General features: G+C 64.4%; 10 protein-coding genes. 4 read left to right on the top strand and 6 right to left on the bottom strand.

Translation table 11 applies throughout. The features are described from left to right. Positions 1 to 18 precede the first annotated feature (18 nt). Positions 19 to 1,071 (bottom strand): quinone-dependent dihydroorotate dehydrogenase, encoded by a 1,053-nt coding sequence (locus tag CBY09_RS02895; protein ID WP_094286241.1) that lies wholly within the window; start codon positions 1,069 to 1,071, stop codon positions 19 to 21. A 36-nt stretch (positions 1,072 to 1,107) separates the two neighbouring features. On the opposite strand from CBY09_RS02895, the gene rpiA reads away from it, so the two are divergent. After that, positions 1,108 to 1,803 (top strand): ribose-5-phosphate isomerase RpiA, encoded by a 696-nt coding sequence (gene rpiA / locus CBY09_RS02890; RefSeq protein WP_094286239.1) that lies wholly within the window; start codon positions 1,108 to 1,110, stop codon positions 1,801 to 1,803. Positions 1,804 to 1,934: 131 nt separating this feature from the next. Here the strand turns inward: rpiA and CBY09_RS02885 are convergent, their stop codons facing one another. The 5 genes from CBY09_RS02885 to CBY09_RS02865 all read right to left on the bottom strand — a co-directional run bounded on the left by CBY09_RS02885 (position 1,935) and on the right by CBY09_RS02865 (position 8,902). Beyond that, positions 1,935 to 2,588 (bottom strand): glutaredoxin family protein, encoded by a 654-nt coding sequence (locus CBY09_RS02885; RefSeq protein WP_094286237.1) that lies wholly within the window; start codon positions 2,586 to 2,588, stop codon positions 1,935 to 1,937. Between the two features lie 71 nt (positions 2,589 to 2,659). After that, positions 2,660 to 4,705, bottom strand: coding sequence for a M3 family metallopeptidase (locus CBY09_RS02880; protein ID WP_094286235.1), 2,046 nt, complete (start codon positions 4,703 to 4,705; stop codon positions 2,660 to 2,662). A gap of 81 nt (positions 4,706 to 4,786) precedes the next feature. Further along, positions 4,787 to 5,641 carry a bifunctional methylenetetrahydrofolate dehydrogenase/methenyltetrahydrofolate cyclohydrolase FolD gene (folD, locus tag CBY09_RS02875; RefSeq protein WP_094286232.1) on the bottom strand — a complete coding sequence of 285 codons (855 nt, stop codon included), beginning with the start codon at positions 5,639 to 5,641 and terminating at the stop codon, positions 4,787 to 4,789. A gap of 76 nt (positions 5,642 to 5,717) precedes the next feature. After that, the gene (locus CBY09_RS02870) at positions 5,718 to 6,344 is read right to left on the bottom strand and encodes a response regulator transcription factor (RefSeq protein ID WP_015013997.1); all 627 of its coding nucleotides are present in this window, start codon (positions 6,342 to 6,344) and stop codon (positions 5,718 to 5,720) included. Further along, complete coding sequence (locus CBY09_RS02865) at positions 6,341 to 8,902, bottom strand: PAS domain S-box protein (RefSeq protein ID WP_094286230.1); 2,562 nt, start codon at positions 8,900 to 8,902, stop codon at positions 6,341 to 6,343. The genes CBY09_RS02870 and CBY09_RS02865 overlap by 4 nt, the downstream gene beginning before the upstream one ends. 168 nt (positions 8,903 to 9,070) lie before the next feature. Between CBY09_RS02865 and aceE the strand changes: the two genes are divergently transcribed. The 3 genes from aceE to lpdA are packed head-to-tail and all read left to right on the top strand — an operon-like array spanning position 9,071 to position 15,336. Further along, positions 9,071 to 11,779 carry a pyruvate dehydrogenase (acetyl-transferring), homodimeric type gene (aceE, locus tag CBY09_RS02860; protein ID WP_094286228.1) on the top strand — a complete coding sequence of 903 codons (2,709 nt, stop codon included), beginning with the start codon at positions 9,071 to 9,073 and terminating at the stop codon, positions 11,777 to 11,779. A gap of 19 nt (positions 11,780 to 11,798) precedes the next feature. Further along, on the top strand, positions 11,799 to 13,466 hold the full coding sequence (gene aceF / locus CBY09_RS02855) for a dihydrolipoyllysine-residue acetyltransferase (RefSeq protein WP_094286226.1): 1,668 nt from the start codon (positions 11,799 to 11,801) through the stop codon (positions 13,464 to 13,466). Positions 13,467 to 13,485: 19 nt separating this feature from the next. Next, positions 13,486 to 15,336 carry a dihydrolipoyl dehydrogenase gene (gene lpdA, locus CBY09_RS02850; protein WP_094286225.1) on the top strand — a complete coding sequence of 617 codons (1,851 nt, stop codon included), beginning with the start codon at positions 13,486 to 13,488 and terminating at the stop codon, positions 15,334 to 15,336. Positions 15,337 to 15,507 lie beyond the last annotated feature (171 nt).

The raw sequence follows: 15,507 nt of genomic DNA, 5'->3' as shown, positions 1-15,507 counted from the left end.
AAATCCCTTGGAACGGCCTCAGCCCATGGCCTTGATGGCCTTGGCCGCCTTGACCACCAGGGCGGGCCCTTCATAGATCAGGCCGGTGTAGATCTGAACCACATCGGCGCCCGCGCGGATCTTGCTCACCGCGTCTTCGGCGCTCATCACGCCACCCACGCCAATGATGGGAAAGCGGCTGCCCAGGGCGGTACGCAACTGCCGGATGACCTGGTTGCTGGCCTCCAGCACGGGCGCGCCGCTGAGTCCGCCAGTTTCTTCGGCGTGGCGCATGCCTTGCACGGCCGCACGGCTGATGGTGGTGTTGGTGGCGATCACGCCGTCCATGCCATGGCGCTGCAGCGTCGCGGCAATCACCGCTACCTGGGCTTCATCCAGGTCGGGGGCAATTTTCACGAACACGGGCACGCGCCTGGCGTGTTGGGTTGCCAGTGCTTCGCGGCGCTCGGCGATGGCGGAGAGCAGGGCATCCAGCGCCGCATCGCTTTGCAGCGCACGCAGATTTTGCGTGTTGGGCGAGCTGATGTTGACCGTCACGTAGTCCGCGTGCGGATACACCCCTTCCAGGCAAGTGAGGTAGTCGCTGGTGGCGTTCTCGATGGGGGTGGTGGCGTTCTTGCCGATGTTCAGGCCCAGCAGCATGGGGTTGCGGCGGTTTTGCTTGCGAAACTGCGCCTGCTGCACGTTGCGCAAAAAGGCCTCCAGCCCTTCGTTGTTGAAGCCCAGGCGATTGATGAGGGCGCGGGCCTCGGGCAGGCGGAACATGCGTGGCTTGGGGTTGCCTGGCTGGGCCTTGGGGGTGACGGTGCCCACCTCCACAAAACCAAACCCCATGGCGCCCAGTGCGTCGATGCAGCGTGCGTTCTTGTCCAGACCCGCCGCCATGCCCACCCGGTTGGGAAAGGTCAGGCCCGCCAGCGTGATGGGGTCGTCCACTGTTTCGTTGCACCAGGCCCACTGCAGCGGCGTGCGTTGCCCGCGTGCCAGCATGTCCATGGTGAGTTCGTGGGCGGCTTCGGCGTCCATGCCAAAGAGAAAGGGGCGGGTGAGGGCGTAGGGGATCAGGGACATGGGGGGATAATTCAGGATTACCCCCGATTTTCTCCCATGACGACGATGAATCCCCTGACCCAAGACGAACTCAAGACCCTGGTTGGCCAAGCTGCGCTGCAATACGTGGTGCCCGGCGAGATTGTGGGGGTGGGCACAGGCTCCACGGTCAACAAGTTCATCGATGCGCTGGCAGGCATGAAGAACCAGATCAAGGGCGCGGTGTCCAGCTCCGTGGCAAGTACCGAGCGCCTGAAGGCGCTGGGCATTGCGGTGTTCGACGCCAACGAAGTGGAGTCGCTCTCCGTCTACATCGATGGCGCCGACGAGATCGATGGCCAGGGCCACATGGTCAAGGGCGGCGGTGCGGCGCTGACGCGCGAGAAGATCGTGGCCGCCCTGGCCGCTCGGTTTGTCTGTATCGCCGATGAATCCAAGCTGGTTAAGGCGCTGGGGCAGTTCCCTCTGCCGGTCGAGGTGATCCCCATGGCAGCCAATCACATTGCCCGCCGTTTCCAAGCCATGGGCGGCCAGGCCAGCCTGCGGCTCAAGGATGGCCAGCCGCTGGTGACCGACAACGGTCAGCACATCCTGGATGTCAAGGGCCTGTCGATCACCGACCCGCTGGCGTTCGAGTCACAAATCAACCAGTGGCCGGGCGTGGTGACCGTGGGGGTGTTTGCCCACCAGAAGGCCACGGTGTGCCTGCTGGGGACGGCCCAGGGGGTCAAGACGCTGGACTATTCCCGCTGAAGTGGCCTGTCGCCAGGCGGAGCCCTCGGGGCACAGTGCCCGTGATGGCATCACAGAGTTTTAAAAAAGAAGGGGTCCCTTGGGACCCCTTCTTTTTTGATGTGACTGGCGTTGCGGCGTGCGGGTACCTGTCAGAAGCGGATGCCCGCCGGGTTGCTGGGCGTTGGGCCTTCAGCAGGACGGGCCGCAGGCGCAGGGCGTGAAGGGGTGGGGGCCTTAGGCTTCTCTTCGCTAGGCGCTGCTTCCACGGCCTTGACTGCCACCAGCGGCGTGGCTGCGGGAGGGCGATAGCTGGACGGCAGCTGCGACTGCTTGGGATAGCCCGCCGCGTCCAGATACTGCGTCCATTCCGCGTCCGAGAACCCGACCAGCTGCTGGCCCCCAATGCTGCCAAAGGGCAGGCTGGTCGATCCGCTCAGGCGCTGCAGGGCCGCTGCGTCTTCGCTGGTGGTCACCGTGCGTTCGGTGAACGGCACGCCCCGCGCCACCAAGGCGTTGCGCAGGCCCGTGCAAGGGGCGCAGTCGTTGCCGGTGTAAATCGTGACCGGGAACCGTGTGGCGATCTGTCGCAGCTCATAGGGCAGGGTGGCATTGCCACTGGCGGGGGCTGGCGCCGCACCTGTGGTGCGTGCAGCTTGGGCCGGTGCATCGGCGGGCGGGCGGTCAGAGAAGGTCACCTTGCCGTCGGGCCCGACGATGCGATACACGCCTTGCGCTTGGGCACTGGCGCCAGCCAAGGTCATCAGCAACGAGGCCAACAGAGGGGCCAACAAGGGCTTGTGCATGGTTGTTCTCCTTATTCCAGTTCGTTGTGGCTGCTCTGCGGGGATCGTGCGGGCCTGTGCTTTCCATGGGCTCAGGCAGTCAGTTCTTCCGCCATGCCCTGGTGGCGCAACAGGGCGTCCAGGCTGGGCTCGCGGCCCCGGAAGGCCTTGAAAGACTCCATGGCGGGGCGGCTGCCGCCCGCTTCCAGAATCGCTTCGCGGTAGCGGCGTCCGGTTTCAGCGCTGGGCAGCCCGTCGCTGCCTGTCGTTTCTTCAAACGCTGCATAAGCATCGGCGCTGAGCACCTCGGCCCACTTGTAGCTGTAGTAACCGGCGGCGTAGCCACCCGCAAAGATGTGGCTGAAGGTGTGGGCCGTGCGGCTGAAGGCTGGCGGCTGCAGCACGGCCACTTCCTGGCGTACCTGGGTCAGCAGCGGCATGAAGTCTTGGGCCGGGTCGTGTTCGGTGTGCAGCAGCATGTCGAACAGCGCAAACTCGATCTGGCGCAGCGTGGCCATGCCACTCTGGAAGTTCTTGGCCGCGATCATTTTGTCGAACAGGGCGCGGGGCAGGGGTTCGCCCGTATCCACATGGGCGGTCATGTGCTTGAGCACGTCCCATTCCCAGCAGAAGTTCTCCATGAACTGGCTGGGCAGCTCCACCGCATCCCATTCCACGCCGCCGATGCCGGAGACATCGCGCTCGTTCACCTGCGTGAGCATGTGGTGCAGGCCATGGCCGAATTCGTGGAACAGCGTGATCACGTCGTCGTGCGTGAGCAGGGGCGGTTTGCCGTCCACGCCATCTGCAAAATTGCAGACCAGGTGGGCCACGGGCATCTGCAGCACGCCGGTGTCCGGGCGCTGCCAGCGGGTGCGGACATCGTCCATCCAGGCGCCGCCGCGTTTGCCGGTGCGGGCGGGCTGGTCCAGGTAGAACTGGCCGACCAGGGCACCGTTGCGCTCGATGCGGTAGAACTCGACCGCCGGGTGCCACACGGGCGCCGAGTCGCGGCGGATCGACACTTCAAACAGTGTCTCGATGATCTTGAACAGTCCCGCCAGCACCTTGGGCGCGGTGAAGTATTCCTTGAGCTCCTGCTCGCTGAATGCGTAGCGGGCTTCCTTGAGTTTTTCAGAGATGTAGGGCCAGTCCCAGGCCTGTGGATCATTCAAACCCAGGTGCTCGGCGGCAAAGGCGCGCAGGTCGGCCACATCCTTCTCGGCATATGGGCGGGCGCGGCGGGCCAGGTCGCGCAGGAAGCGGATCACCTCGGCGGGCGACTGTGCCATCTTGGGCACCACGGACACTTCGCCGAAGTTGGCGTAGCCCAGCAACTGGGCTTCTTCGCGGCGCAGCGCCAGGATCTCGCCAATGAGTGCGGAGTTGTCAAATTTGCGGCCGTCGCCTTCGGCCTGCTCAGAGGCACGGGTGACATAGGCGCGGTAGAGCTTGGCGCGCAGGTCGCTGCGCGCGGCAAACTGCATCACCGGCAGGTAACAGGGCATCTTGAGCGTGAGCTTGTAACCCGGCTTGCCCTCGGCCTGCGCCGCAGCCAGGGCGGCCTGCTGCACGTCAGAGGGGATGCCCTCCAGCTCTTCGGCCGTGGCGTAGTAGGCGTAAGCGTCGGTCGCGTCCAGTGCGTTTTCGCTGAACTTCTGGCTCAGCTCGGCCTGGCGTTCCTGGATCTGGGCGAACCGCTCCTTGGCGGCACCGGTCAACTCGGCGCCGGAGAGAACAAAGTTGCGCACGGCATTCGAGTGGGCCTGGCGCTGTTCGGGCGTGAGGGTGGCGGGGTCGATGGCCTTGTACTTGGCGTACAGGCGTTCGTCGGCGCCCAGGCGGGTCCAGAACTCGGTGACACGGGGCAGGGCGGCGTTGTAGGCGGCCCGCAGCTCGGGCGTGTCGGCCACGCTGTTGAGGTGGCTCACGGCGCCCCAGGAGCGCCCCAGCTGCTCGGTGGCCACATCCAGCACCTTGGCAATGGCGTCCCAGCGGGCCGGAAAATCCGGGGCGGTGACGGTCTCCAGCGCCTGGTTCGCGCGCTCCAGCAGCACATCCATCGCCGGGGCGACGTCCTGCGGCGTGATGCGGTCGAACAGGGGGAGGTCGGAGAAGTCGAGAAGGGCGTTGCTCATGCGAAATTAGATGGCGCCAGGTGGCACAGGTTCAAGTTGCAAAGCGGCCGATGCCGACCTCGGGGGCACTGTGCGGCGAGCTCAGTGCGCAGCGGTGCGCTCGGCGGATTCGATGGTGTTGACCAGCAGCATGGTAATGGTCATGGGGCCAACCCCGCCAGGCACGGGGGTGATCCAGCCCGCCACTTCCTTGACACCGTCAAAGTCCACGTCGCCGCAGAGTTTGCCTTCGTCGTTGCGGTTCATGCCCACGTCGATCACCACGGCGCCGGGCTTGACCATGTCGGCGGTCAGCACATTGCGCTTGCCCACCGCGGCCACGATCACGTCGGCCTGCAGCGTCTGGGCCTTCAGGTCCTGGGTGGCGCTGTGGCAGATGGTGACTGTGGCGTTCTGGCCCAGCAGCATCAATGCCATGGGCTTGCCTACGATGTTGCTGCGGCCGATGACCACGGCGTGTTTGCCCTTGAGGTTGTAGCCGATGCTCTCCAGCATCTTCATGCAGCCGTAGGGCGTGCAGGGCCAGAAGCCAGGCATGCCGGTCATCAGCGCGCCCGCGCTGGCAATGTGGAAGCCGTCCACGTCCTTGGCGGGCGAGATGGCTTCGATCACCTTTTGCGCATCAATGTGTTTGGGCAAGGGCAGCTGCACCAGGATGCCGTGGATGGCCGGGTCATTGTTGAGTGCTTCGACACGGGCCAGCAGTGCGGCCTCGGTCATGTCGGCGTCGTACTTTTCGAGCACCGAGTGCAGGCCGCTGTCTTCGCAGGCCTTGACCTTGTTGCGCACGTAGACCTGGCTGGCCGGGTTGTCGCCCACCAGCACCACGGCCAACCCGGGCGTGACGCCCCGGGTTTTCAGGGCCGCCGCGCGCTGCGCCACGTCGGCGCGCAGTTGGCGGGAGAGGGCGTTGCCATCGATGAGCTGTGCTGTCATATCAAAAAATACTGGTCAAAAATGCCGTCTGCGCGCATTGGATAAGCGCAAGAAGCTATAAAAAAGTGAGTAAATATCAGCCCTTGGGTGCGTTCTGGCCCAGGGCGATCTTGAGCAGGTCGGCCACGGTGTTGGCGTTGAGCTTTTCCATGATGTTGGCGCGGTGTGCCTCCACCGTCTTGATGCTGATGCCCAGGTCATCAGCGATCTGCTTGTTCAGGCGACCGGCAACGATGCGTTCGAGCACCTGGGCTTCGCGGCTGGTGAGCTTGGAGAGCAGGGCGTCACGGCTGGCGGCCTGCTGGTAGCCAGCGAAGCTCTCGCGGGCGTGGTCCAGCATGCGCTCGACCAGGCCGACCAGTTCTTCCTCGTCAAAAGGCTTCTGGATGAAGTCGAGTGCGCCCTTCTTCATGGTGTTCACGGCCATGGGCACGTCGCCGTGGCCGGTGATGAAGACGATGGGCAGGGGTGACTTGCGCTCGATCAGGCGGTCCTGCAACTCCAGGCCCGTCATGCCGCCCATGCGGATGTCCACGATCAGGCAGGCAACTTCGCGCGGGTCGTAGCGGGAGAGAAAGGTCTCGGCCGAATCAAAGCAACGTACGCGATAGTCCTTGCCTTCCAGCAGCCACTGCAGGGAATCGCGGACGGCCTCGTCGTCGTCTACAACGTAAACAGTGCCTTTTTTCGGAATCAAGCTCATGCAACAGTCCTTGGGGTTTGTACGTTTGCTACAGAATTTGTAGTGCCATCAGCAGGCTTGGCAAGCGGCAGCCAGAAGGAGAACCTGCAGCCGATGACCTCCGGGCCATTGTAGAGGTTCTCCGCCTGCATCCGGCCCTGGTGCGACTCGACGATGCTGCGGCACAAATTGAGGCCCATGCCCATGCCTTCGGCCTTGGTGGAGAAGAAGGCTTCGAACAGCCGTTCGAGCACTTCGGGTGCCAGGCCCTTGCCAGTGTCTTGCACCGAAAACTCCACCACCTGGCGGTCGTCGATCTGCTTGGGCACCACGCGCAGCTCCACGCTGCGGCCTGCGGCGGGGCGGTTGGCGTGCTGGATGGCTTCGGCGCCGTTCTTCATCAGGTTGACCAGCACCTGTTCGATCAGGATGGTGTCGGCCATCACGGGCGGGAGGCGGGCGGCCACATAGTGGGTCAGGCGCACGTTGTGGCGGCGCAGCTCGATGTCGGCCAGTTCCACGGCCTCGTTCACCATGGAGTGCACGTCGGCCAGCGCCCGGTTGGGCTCGCTCTTTTTCACGAAGGACCGGATGCGCTGGATGATCTGGCCTGCGCGCTGGGCCTGGTGGGCCGTTTTCTGCAGTGCTGTGAGCAGGGCTTCTTCGGTCAGCTGGCCGCTCTGGATGCGCGAGACCATGCCGCTGCAGTAGTTGTTGATGGCGGTGAGCGGCTGGTTCAGCTCGTGCGCCACGCTCGATGCCATCTCACCCATGGTGATGAGGCGGCTCACCGACTGGGCGCGCTCGGCCTGGCGTTCGGCCTGCTCCTCGGCCAGGCGGCGGGGGGTGATGTCGGTGGCGATCACCATCTGCGCCAGACGGCCGTCCACCCAGTTCAGGTAGCGCGAGCGCACTTCCAGCCATTTGCCCAGGTCGGGCAGGTAGATTTCGGCGTTCTCGGTGCGGGCGCTGGTCAGCGGGTCGGTGGGCAGGCCCATCAGGCCGTCTTCATCGTCCATGCCGCTGTGTTCTTTGCCCGCCACGGGCACTACGCCCGCCTGTGCCACCAGTTGCAGGTGCCCGCCGGTTTGTGAGCCGAACCACTGGCGGTAGAGTTTGTTGGCAAACAGCAGCTCCTCGCTGCCCAGCGGTGCCACAGACACCGACGCATCCAGCGATTCCAGCACGATGGTGAAGCGCTCGTGCGAGGCCGAGAGCTGCTCGCGGATGCGGTTGGGCTCGGTGATGTCGGTCATCGAGGTCATCCAGCCGGTCTGGTGACCGTGGGCGTCGATCAGCGGCGACACATACAGCCGCGCGTCGAACAGCGTGCCGCTCTTGCGTTTGACGCGCACCTGAAAGCCTCCCGCCATGGTGTTGCCGCGCAGCTCGTCGCGCAGCTTGGCCTGCAGGGTCTCGTGGTCGGCCTCGGGCCAGTAGGGGAAGGGCGCTTTCAGGCCGACCAGCTCCTCTGCGCTCCAGCCCGTCATCTGGCAGAAGGCGGCGTTCACGTAGCTGATGCGGCCTTCCATGTCCAGGGCGCGCATCCCGGTAAGGATGGAATTCTCCATCGCGCGGCGGAAGTTGGTTTCGGCCACCAGCGCCTCTTGTGCCTGCATCCGGCGCCGGGTGTGGCGCCAGGTGGCAATCAGCATCCAGGCTGTCATCGCACTGAGGGTGCCCACCAGCCAGAATAGGCCGCTGCCCACCACGCCGAGCGACGTGCGGTAGGCCTGCGCGCGCAGCACCAGGCCGTTGCCGACCGGCGAGACGGGGATCTCGTATTCGTTGGCCTTGGGTGTCCAGGGCAGCAACTGCGTGGCCTTGTTGCGTGGCCCGAGCGGCGTGCCCGCCAGCACCTGGTTCTTGCTGTCGAGCAGCGTCACCGCGTAGCGCGCCAGCACCTCGGTAGGGGTGCCGTAGCGCAGCAGGCTGTCGATGGAGTACTCGCCCAGCACCACGCCGCTGAACTTGCCCTGGTTGTTGAGCGGCACCTGCAGCTGCAGCAGCGGGGTGGCGTCGCCCGAGGTGGCGGCAGGCTGCGCATACACGGGCTGCTGCAGGTCGCGCGCCAGGCCAAAGGTGTCGGCCGTGTCGCCGGGCTTGAGCACCTCGCCCGCAATGCGCAGCTCGCTGCTGGCCAGGGTGGGAGCGGCATGGCTGGCGCGGATGCGGCGGCGGTCGTCGATCCAGGTGATGGCCTGCAGCTCGGGGTACTGGCTGATCAGCGCTTCGGCGCGGACTACGAATTCAGCGCGGCCCAGGTCCTGGTTGGACAGGTCGCGCGCAATGCGCATGAGCTGCTCCTGGCGTTCCAGCAGGCGCAGGCGCACGCGCTGCTGAGCGTATTCCACATCGCGCCGCAGGGCTTCCTGCTCGCGCTCGGCCTCTTCGGCCCGCAGGTACCAGAAGGCCGCCACGATGGCCGCCAGAAACATCAGCACCGCCGCGAGGGGGGCAAGTGCCGCGAAACGGTCTTGGCGGGTGGGCGACAAGCCGCGCCACCACTTGCGCCACCAGCGTATCGGCGCAGCCACGGTCGGCACCGTGGGGGAGGGGGCAGGGGGCATCGAATCCATCCTGCAAGTGTAGGGGAGCCGTGTGCTGCATTCCTCCATTCAGTGTATGTGCGCCCGCAGCAAAATATTGCAATATGAAATGCATGGGCACCATTTGAAATTCTCAAAAAATGTGCGAAACTAGAGCCAACGTACTAAATTTGCTGCCACATCTACAGGAGACAAAGCATGTCAGCTCAGCCCGACCCTCAGGCCGGTTTCGGCATCGGCACGGACGCCGATCAACAGGAAACCCGTGAATGGATGGACGCGCTGTCCGCCGTGATCGACAAGGAGGGCCCTGAGCGCGCCCATTTCCTCCTGGAGCAGCTTCTTGAACACGCCCGCCAGAGCAGCATTGATTTGCCGTTCTCCGCCAATACGGGTTACGTCAACACCATCGAGCCCGAAAAAGAGGCGCACTGCCCCGGCAACATCGCCATCGAAAAGCGCTTGCGCGCCTACATGCGCTGGAACGCCATGGCGATGGTCGTGCGCGCCAACCGCCTGAACCCCGCCGACGGCGGCGACCTGGGTGGTCACATCGGTTCGTTCGCCTCGGTGGCCAGCATGTTTGGCGCCGGTTTCAACCATTTCTGGCATGCCGAGAGCGAAGGCCACGGCGGCGACCTGCTCTACATCCAGGGCCACAGCGCCCCCGGCATCTATGCCCGTGCCTACCTCGAAGGCCGACTGACCGAAGAACAGCTCGACAGCTTCCGCCAGGAAGTGGACGGCAAGGGCCTGTCCAGCTACCCCCACCCCAAGCTGATGCCCGAGTTCTGGCAGTTCCCCACGGTGTCCATGGGCCTGGGCCCGCTGATGGCGATTTATCAGGCCCGCTTCCTCAAGTACCTGCACGCCCGCGGCATTGCCGACACCGCCAACCGCAAGGTCTGGGTGTTCTGTGGCGACGGCGAGATGGACGAGCCTGAATCCCTGGGCGCCATCGGCCTGGCCGCGCGTGAAAACCTCGACAACCTGGTGTTTGTCATCAACTGCAACCTGCAGCGCCTGGACGGCCCGGTGCGGGGCAACGGCAAGATCGTGCAAGAACTCGAAGGCGAGTTCCGTGGTGCGGGCTGGAACGTGATCAAGCTGCTGTGGGGCAATGGCTGGGACGAGCTGCTGCGCCGCGACAAGAGCGGCAAGCTCAAGCAGCTGATGATGGAAACGCTGGACGGCGACTATCAGGCCATGAAGGCCAACGATGGCGCCTTCGTGCGCAAGAACTTCTTCGGCAAGTACCCCGAAACACTCAAGCTCGTCGAGCACATGACCGACGAAGAAGTGTTCGAACTGCGCCGTGGCGGCCACGAGCCCGCCAAGGTGTATGCCGCCTTCCACGCCGCCAACGAGCACAAGAACCAGCCCACCGTGCTGCTGGTCAAGACCGTCAAGGGTTATGGCATGGGCAAGGCCGGTGAAGGCAAGAATACCGTGCACCAGACCAAGAAGCTGTCGGACGAAGACATCAAGTACATCCGCGACCGCTTCAACATCCCGGTGCCTGACAGCCAGCTGGCCGAGATCCCTTACTACAAGCCGGCTGACGACACGCCGGAGATGAAGTATCTGCACGAGCGCCGCAAGGCCCTGGGCGGCTACCTGCCGCACCGCCGCGTGAAGGCCGACGAGAGCTTTACCGTGCCTGCGCTCGACACCTTCAAGGCCATCCTGGAGCCCACGGCCGAAGGCCGCGAAATCTCCACCACGCAGGCCTATGTGCGCTTCATCACGCAACTGCTGCGCGACCAGGCCCTGGGCCCGCGTGTGGTGCCCATCCTGGTGGATGAGGCCCGCACCTTCGGCATGGAAGGCCTGTTCCGCCAGATCGGCATCTACAACCCCAAGGGCCAGCTCTACACCCCGGTCGACCGCGACCAGGTGATGTACTACAAGGAAGACAAGGCCGGTCAGATCCTGCAGGAAGGCATCAACGAAGCCGGTGGCATGGCCAGCTGGATTGCTGCGGCCACCAGCTACAGCACCAACAACCGCATCATGGTGCCGTTCTACGTGTACTACTCCATGTTCGGCTTCCAGCGCATTGGCGATCTGGCCTGGGCGGCGGGCGACATGCAGGCGCGTGGCTTCCTGCTGGGCGGCACATCGGGCCGTACCACGCTGAATGGCGAAGGCCTGCAGCACGAAGATGGCCACAGCCACATCCTGGCCAACACCATCCCTAATTGCGTGAGCTACGACCCCACTTTCGCCCACGAAGTCGCGGTGATCATGCACCAGGGCATGAAGCGCATGGTCGAGCAGCAAGAGAACGTCTTCTACTACATCACGCTGCTCAACGAGAACTACAGCATGCCGGGCCTCACGGCGGGCACCGAAGAGCAGATCATCAAGGGCATGTACCTGTGCAAGCCAGGCGCTGAAGGTGACAAGCGCGTGCAACTGCTGGGCTCGGGCACCATCCTGCGCGAATCGCTGGCCGCGCAAACCCTGCTGGCCGCCGATTGGGGCGTGCAGGCCGATGTGTGGAGCTGCCCAAGCTTCAACGAACTCACCCGCGAAGGCCAGGACGCTGACCGCTGGAATCTGCTGCACCCGCTGGAAACGCCGCGTGTGCCGTTTGTGGCGCAGCAACTGGGTGCCAGTACGGGCCCCGTGGTCGCATCCACCGACTACATGAAGGCCTATGCCGAGCAGATCCGTCCCTTCGTCCCCAAGGGCCGCAACTACAAGGTGCTGGGCACCGACGGTTTTGGCCGCAGCGACTTCCGCAGCAAGCTGCGCGAGCACTTCGAGGTGAACCGCCACTACATTGTTGTGGCCGCCCTCAAGGCGCTGAGCGAAGACGGTGTGCTGCCCGCCACCAAGGTGGCCGAGGCGATCGCCAAGTACGGCATCAATGCAGACAAGATCAACCCGCTCTACGCATAAAACGAACGGAGACAGAACAATGGCATTGGTCAACATTCAAGTCCCGGACATCGGGGACTTCGACGAAGTGGGCGTGATCGAGTTGCTGGTCAAGGTGGGCGACACCGTGAAGGCCGAGCAGTCGCTCATCACCGTCGAATCCGACAAAGCGTCGATGGAGATCCCATCCAGCCACGCTGGCGTGGTCAAGGAACTCAAGATTGCGCTGGGCGACAAGGTCAAGCAAGGCTCCGTGATTGCGGTGGTGGAGTCCGCTGACGCGGGCGCTGCGGCAGCCCCGGCCGCTGCACCGGCTCCTGCTCCAGCAGCCGCAGCCCCCGCCCCAGTGGCGGCGGCAGCACCAGCCCCGGCCCCTGCGGCCGCTGGTCCAGTCGAAGTGCGCGTACCCGACATCGGTGACTTCAAGGACGTGGCCGTGATCGAGCTGCTGGTCAAGCCCGGCGACACCATCAAGGTCGAACAATCCCTGTTCACCGTCGAATCCGACAAAGCCTCCATGGAGATCCCGTCGCCCGCCGCTGGCGTGCTCAAGGAATTCAAGGTCAAGATTGGCGACACCGTAAACATCGGTGATCTGGTGGCAATTCTGGAAGGCGCGGCTGCTGTTGCAGCGCCTGCCGCCGCACCCGTTGCAGCCGCTGCGCCCGCACCTGCCCCCGTGGCTGCTCCTGCAGTCGCAGTGGCTGCCGCAGCACCCGCCGCTGCCACCGCCTCGGTCCCCGCCCACCAGCCCGGCACCCCCACGGCAGGACTGCCCCATGCATCGCCTTCGGTGCGCAAGTTCGCCCGCGAACTGGGCGTGCCCATCGACGAAGTCAAGGGCACCGGCCCCAAGGGCCGCATCACCCAGGACGACGTGGCCGCCTTCACCAAGCAGGTGATGGCAGGCGCCGTGCAGACCAAGGCCCAGGCCGCCAAGGCGCCCGCTGCGGCGTCCGGCGGCTCGGGCGTCGGCCTTGACCTGCTGCCCTGGCCCAAGGTGGACTTCACCAAGTTTGGCCCGGTGGAGCGCAAGGACCTCTCGCGCATCAAGAAGATCAGCGGTGCCAACCTGCACCGCAACTGGGTCGTCATCCCGCACGTCACTAACCATGACGACGCGGACATCACCGACCTCGAAGCCTTCCGCGTGCAGTTCAACAAGGAGAACGAGAAGAGTGGCGTCAAGGTCACCATGCTCGCCTTCATGATCAAGGCCGCCGTGGCTGCGCTCAAGAAGTTCCCCGAGTTCAACAGCTCGCTCGACGGCGACCAGCTGGTGATGAAGAACTACTTCCACATCGGCTTTGCGGCCGACACGCCCAACGGGCTGGTGGTTCCCGTCATCCGTGATGCCGACAAGAAGGGCATCGTGCAGATCTCGCAAGAGATGGGCGACCTGGCCAAGAAGGCGCGCGATGGCAAGCTGGGCCCGGCCGACATGACCGGCGGCTGCTTCTCCATCAGCTCGCTGGGTGGCATCGGTGGCCGTTACTTCACGCCCATCATCAACGCGCCCGAAGTCGCCATCATGGGCGTGTGCAAGAGCAGCATCGAACCCAAGTGGGACGGCAAGCAGTTCGCACCGCGCCTCATGCTGCCCCTAAGCCTGAGCTGGGACCACCGCGTGATCGACGGCGCCGCTGCTGCACGCTTCAACGTGTACTTTGCCTCGCTGCTGGCGGACTTCCGCCGCATCGTGATGTAACGAAAGGGCAAGACACACCATGGCAATCATTGACATCAAGGTGCCCGACATCGGCGACTTCGCCGAAGTGGCCATCATCGAAGTGCTGGTCAAGCCCGGCGACACAATCAAGGCCGAGCAAAGCCTGATCACCGTGGAGTCTGACAAGGCCTCCATGGAGATCCCGTCCAGCCATGCTGGGGTTGTGAAGGAGCTGAAAGTGAAGCTCGGCGACAAGATCGCCGAAGGCTCGGTGGTGTTGACGCTGGAAGTGCAGGGCGCAGGCGCGGCAGCGCCAGCACCTGCAGCCGCCCCAGCGCCTGCAGTTTCTGAGCAAAAACAGGCCCCTGCGCCCGTTCAGCAAGCGCAAGCAGCTATCAATCCAGTAGCATCCAGCTTCGCTGGATCGGCCGATCTGGACTGTGACGTGCTCGTGCTCGGCGGCGGCCCTGGTGGCTACAGCGCCGCCTTCCGTGCCGCCGACCTGGGTCTCAAGGTCGTCATCGTCGAGCGTTATGCCACTCTGGGCGGCGTTTGCCTGAACGTGGGCTGCATCCCCTCCAAGGCGCTTCTGCACGTGGCAGCCGTTATGGACGAAGTCAGCCACATGGCCGACTTGGGCGTGGACTTTGGCGCGCCCGCCGTCAACATCGATAAGCTGCGCGGCCACAAAGAGAAGGTCATCGGCAAGCTCACCGGCGGCCTGGCCGCCATGGCCAAGATGCGCAAGGTGACCACCGTGCGTGGCTACGGTGCCTTCGTCGGCGCCAACCACCTTGAAGTGGAAGAAACCACCGGCACCGGCCAGGAGAAGACGGGCACCAAGAAGGTCATTGCCTTCAAGAAGGCCATCATCGCCGCAGGTAGCCAGGCCGTGCGCCTGCCCTTCATGCCCAACGACCCGCGCGTGGTCGATTCCACCGGCGCCCTGGCACTCAAGGAAGTGCCCAAGCGCATGCTCATCCTGGGCGGCGGCATCATCGGCCTGGAAATGGGCACCGTCTACAGCACCCTGGGCGCACGCCTGGATGTGGTTGAGATGATGGACGGCCTGATGCAGGGCGCCGACCGCGACCTCGTCAAGATCTGGCAAAAGATGAACGCCAAGCGCTTCGACAACATCATGTTGAAGACGAAAACCGTCGGTGCCGAGGCAACGCCTGAAGGCATCAAGGTCACGTTCGCGCCAGCGGAAGAGGGCGGCACGGCCCCCGAGCCACAGGTGTACGACCTGGTGCTGCAGGCCGTGGGCCGCACGCCCAACGGCAAGAAGATCGCTGCCGAGAAGGCTGGTGTCGCCGTCACAGACCGTGGCTTCATCAACGTGGACATCCAGATGCGCACCAACGTGCCGCACATCTTCGCCATCGGCGACATCGTGGGCCAGCCCATGCTGGCGCACAAGGCGGTGCACGAGGCGCACGTGGCGGCTGAAGTGATTGCCGGTGAACTGCAAGGCAACAAGGAGCTGGCCGCTGCCGCCTTCAACGCCCGCGTGATTCCATCGGTGGCCTATACAGACCCCGAAGTGGCATGGGTCGGCCTGACCGAAGACCAGGCCAAGGCGCAAGGCATCAAGGTCAAGAAGGGCCTGTTCCCCTGGACGGCCTCCGGCCGCGCCATCGCCAACGGCCGCGACGAAGGCGTGACCAAGCTGCTGTTCGACGACTCGCCCGAGGCCCACGGCCACGGCAAGATCCTGGGCGGCGGCATGGTCGGCACGCATGCGGGCGACATGATCGGTGAGATCGCGCTGGCCATCGAGATGGGCGCAGACGCAGTGGACATCGGCAAGACGATCCACCCGCACCCGACGCTCGGCGAGAGCATCGGCATGGCGGCGGAGATTGCGCATGGTTCTTGCACGGATGTGCCGCCGCAGAAAAAGTAAGTAGCTGGCCTCCAAGCTTCGAGCTACGTTGAGAAAGGAAAGCCCGAACTGGCAACGGTTCGGGCTTTTGCGCATTTGCGCGCCCATGCAATCGTTGCAAAATGTTGCGCATCGGTACTGACTGACGCGACCCCCCAGCCCCAGGGCAGACGTATGACTACAACCAGCAGA

It is taken from the genome of Acidovorax kalamii (assembly GCF_002245625.1).
Lineage (GTDB): Bacteria > Pseudomonadota > Gammaproteobacteria > Burkholderiales > Burkholderiaceae_C > Acidovorax > Acidovorax kalamii.
This window is presented reverse-complemented; position numbering and strand designations above follow the sequence as displayed.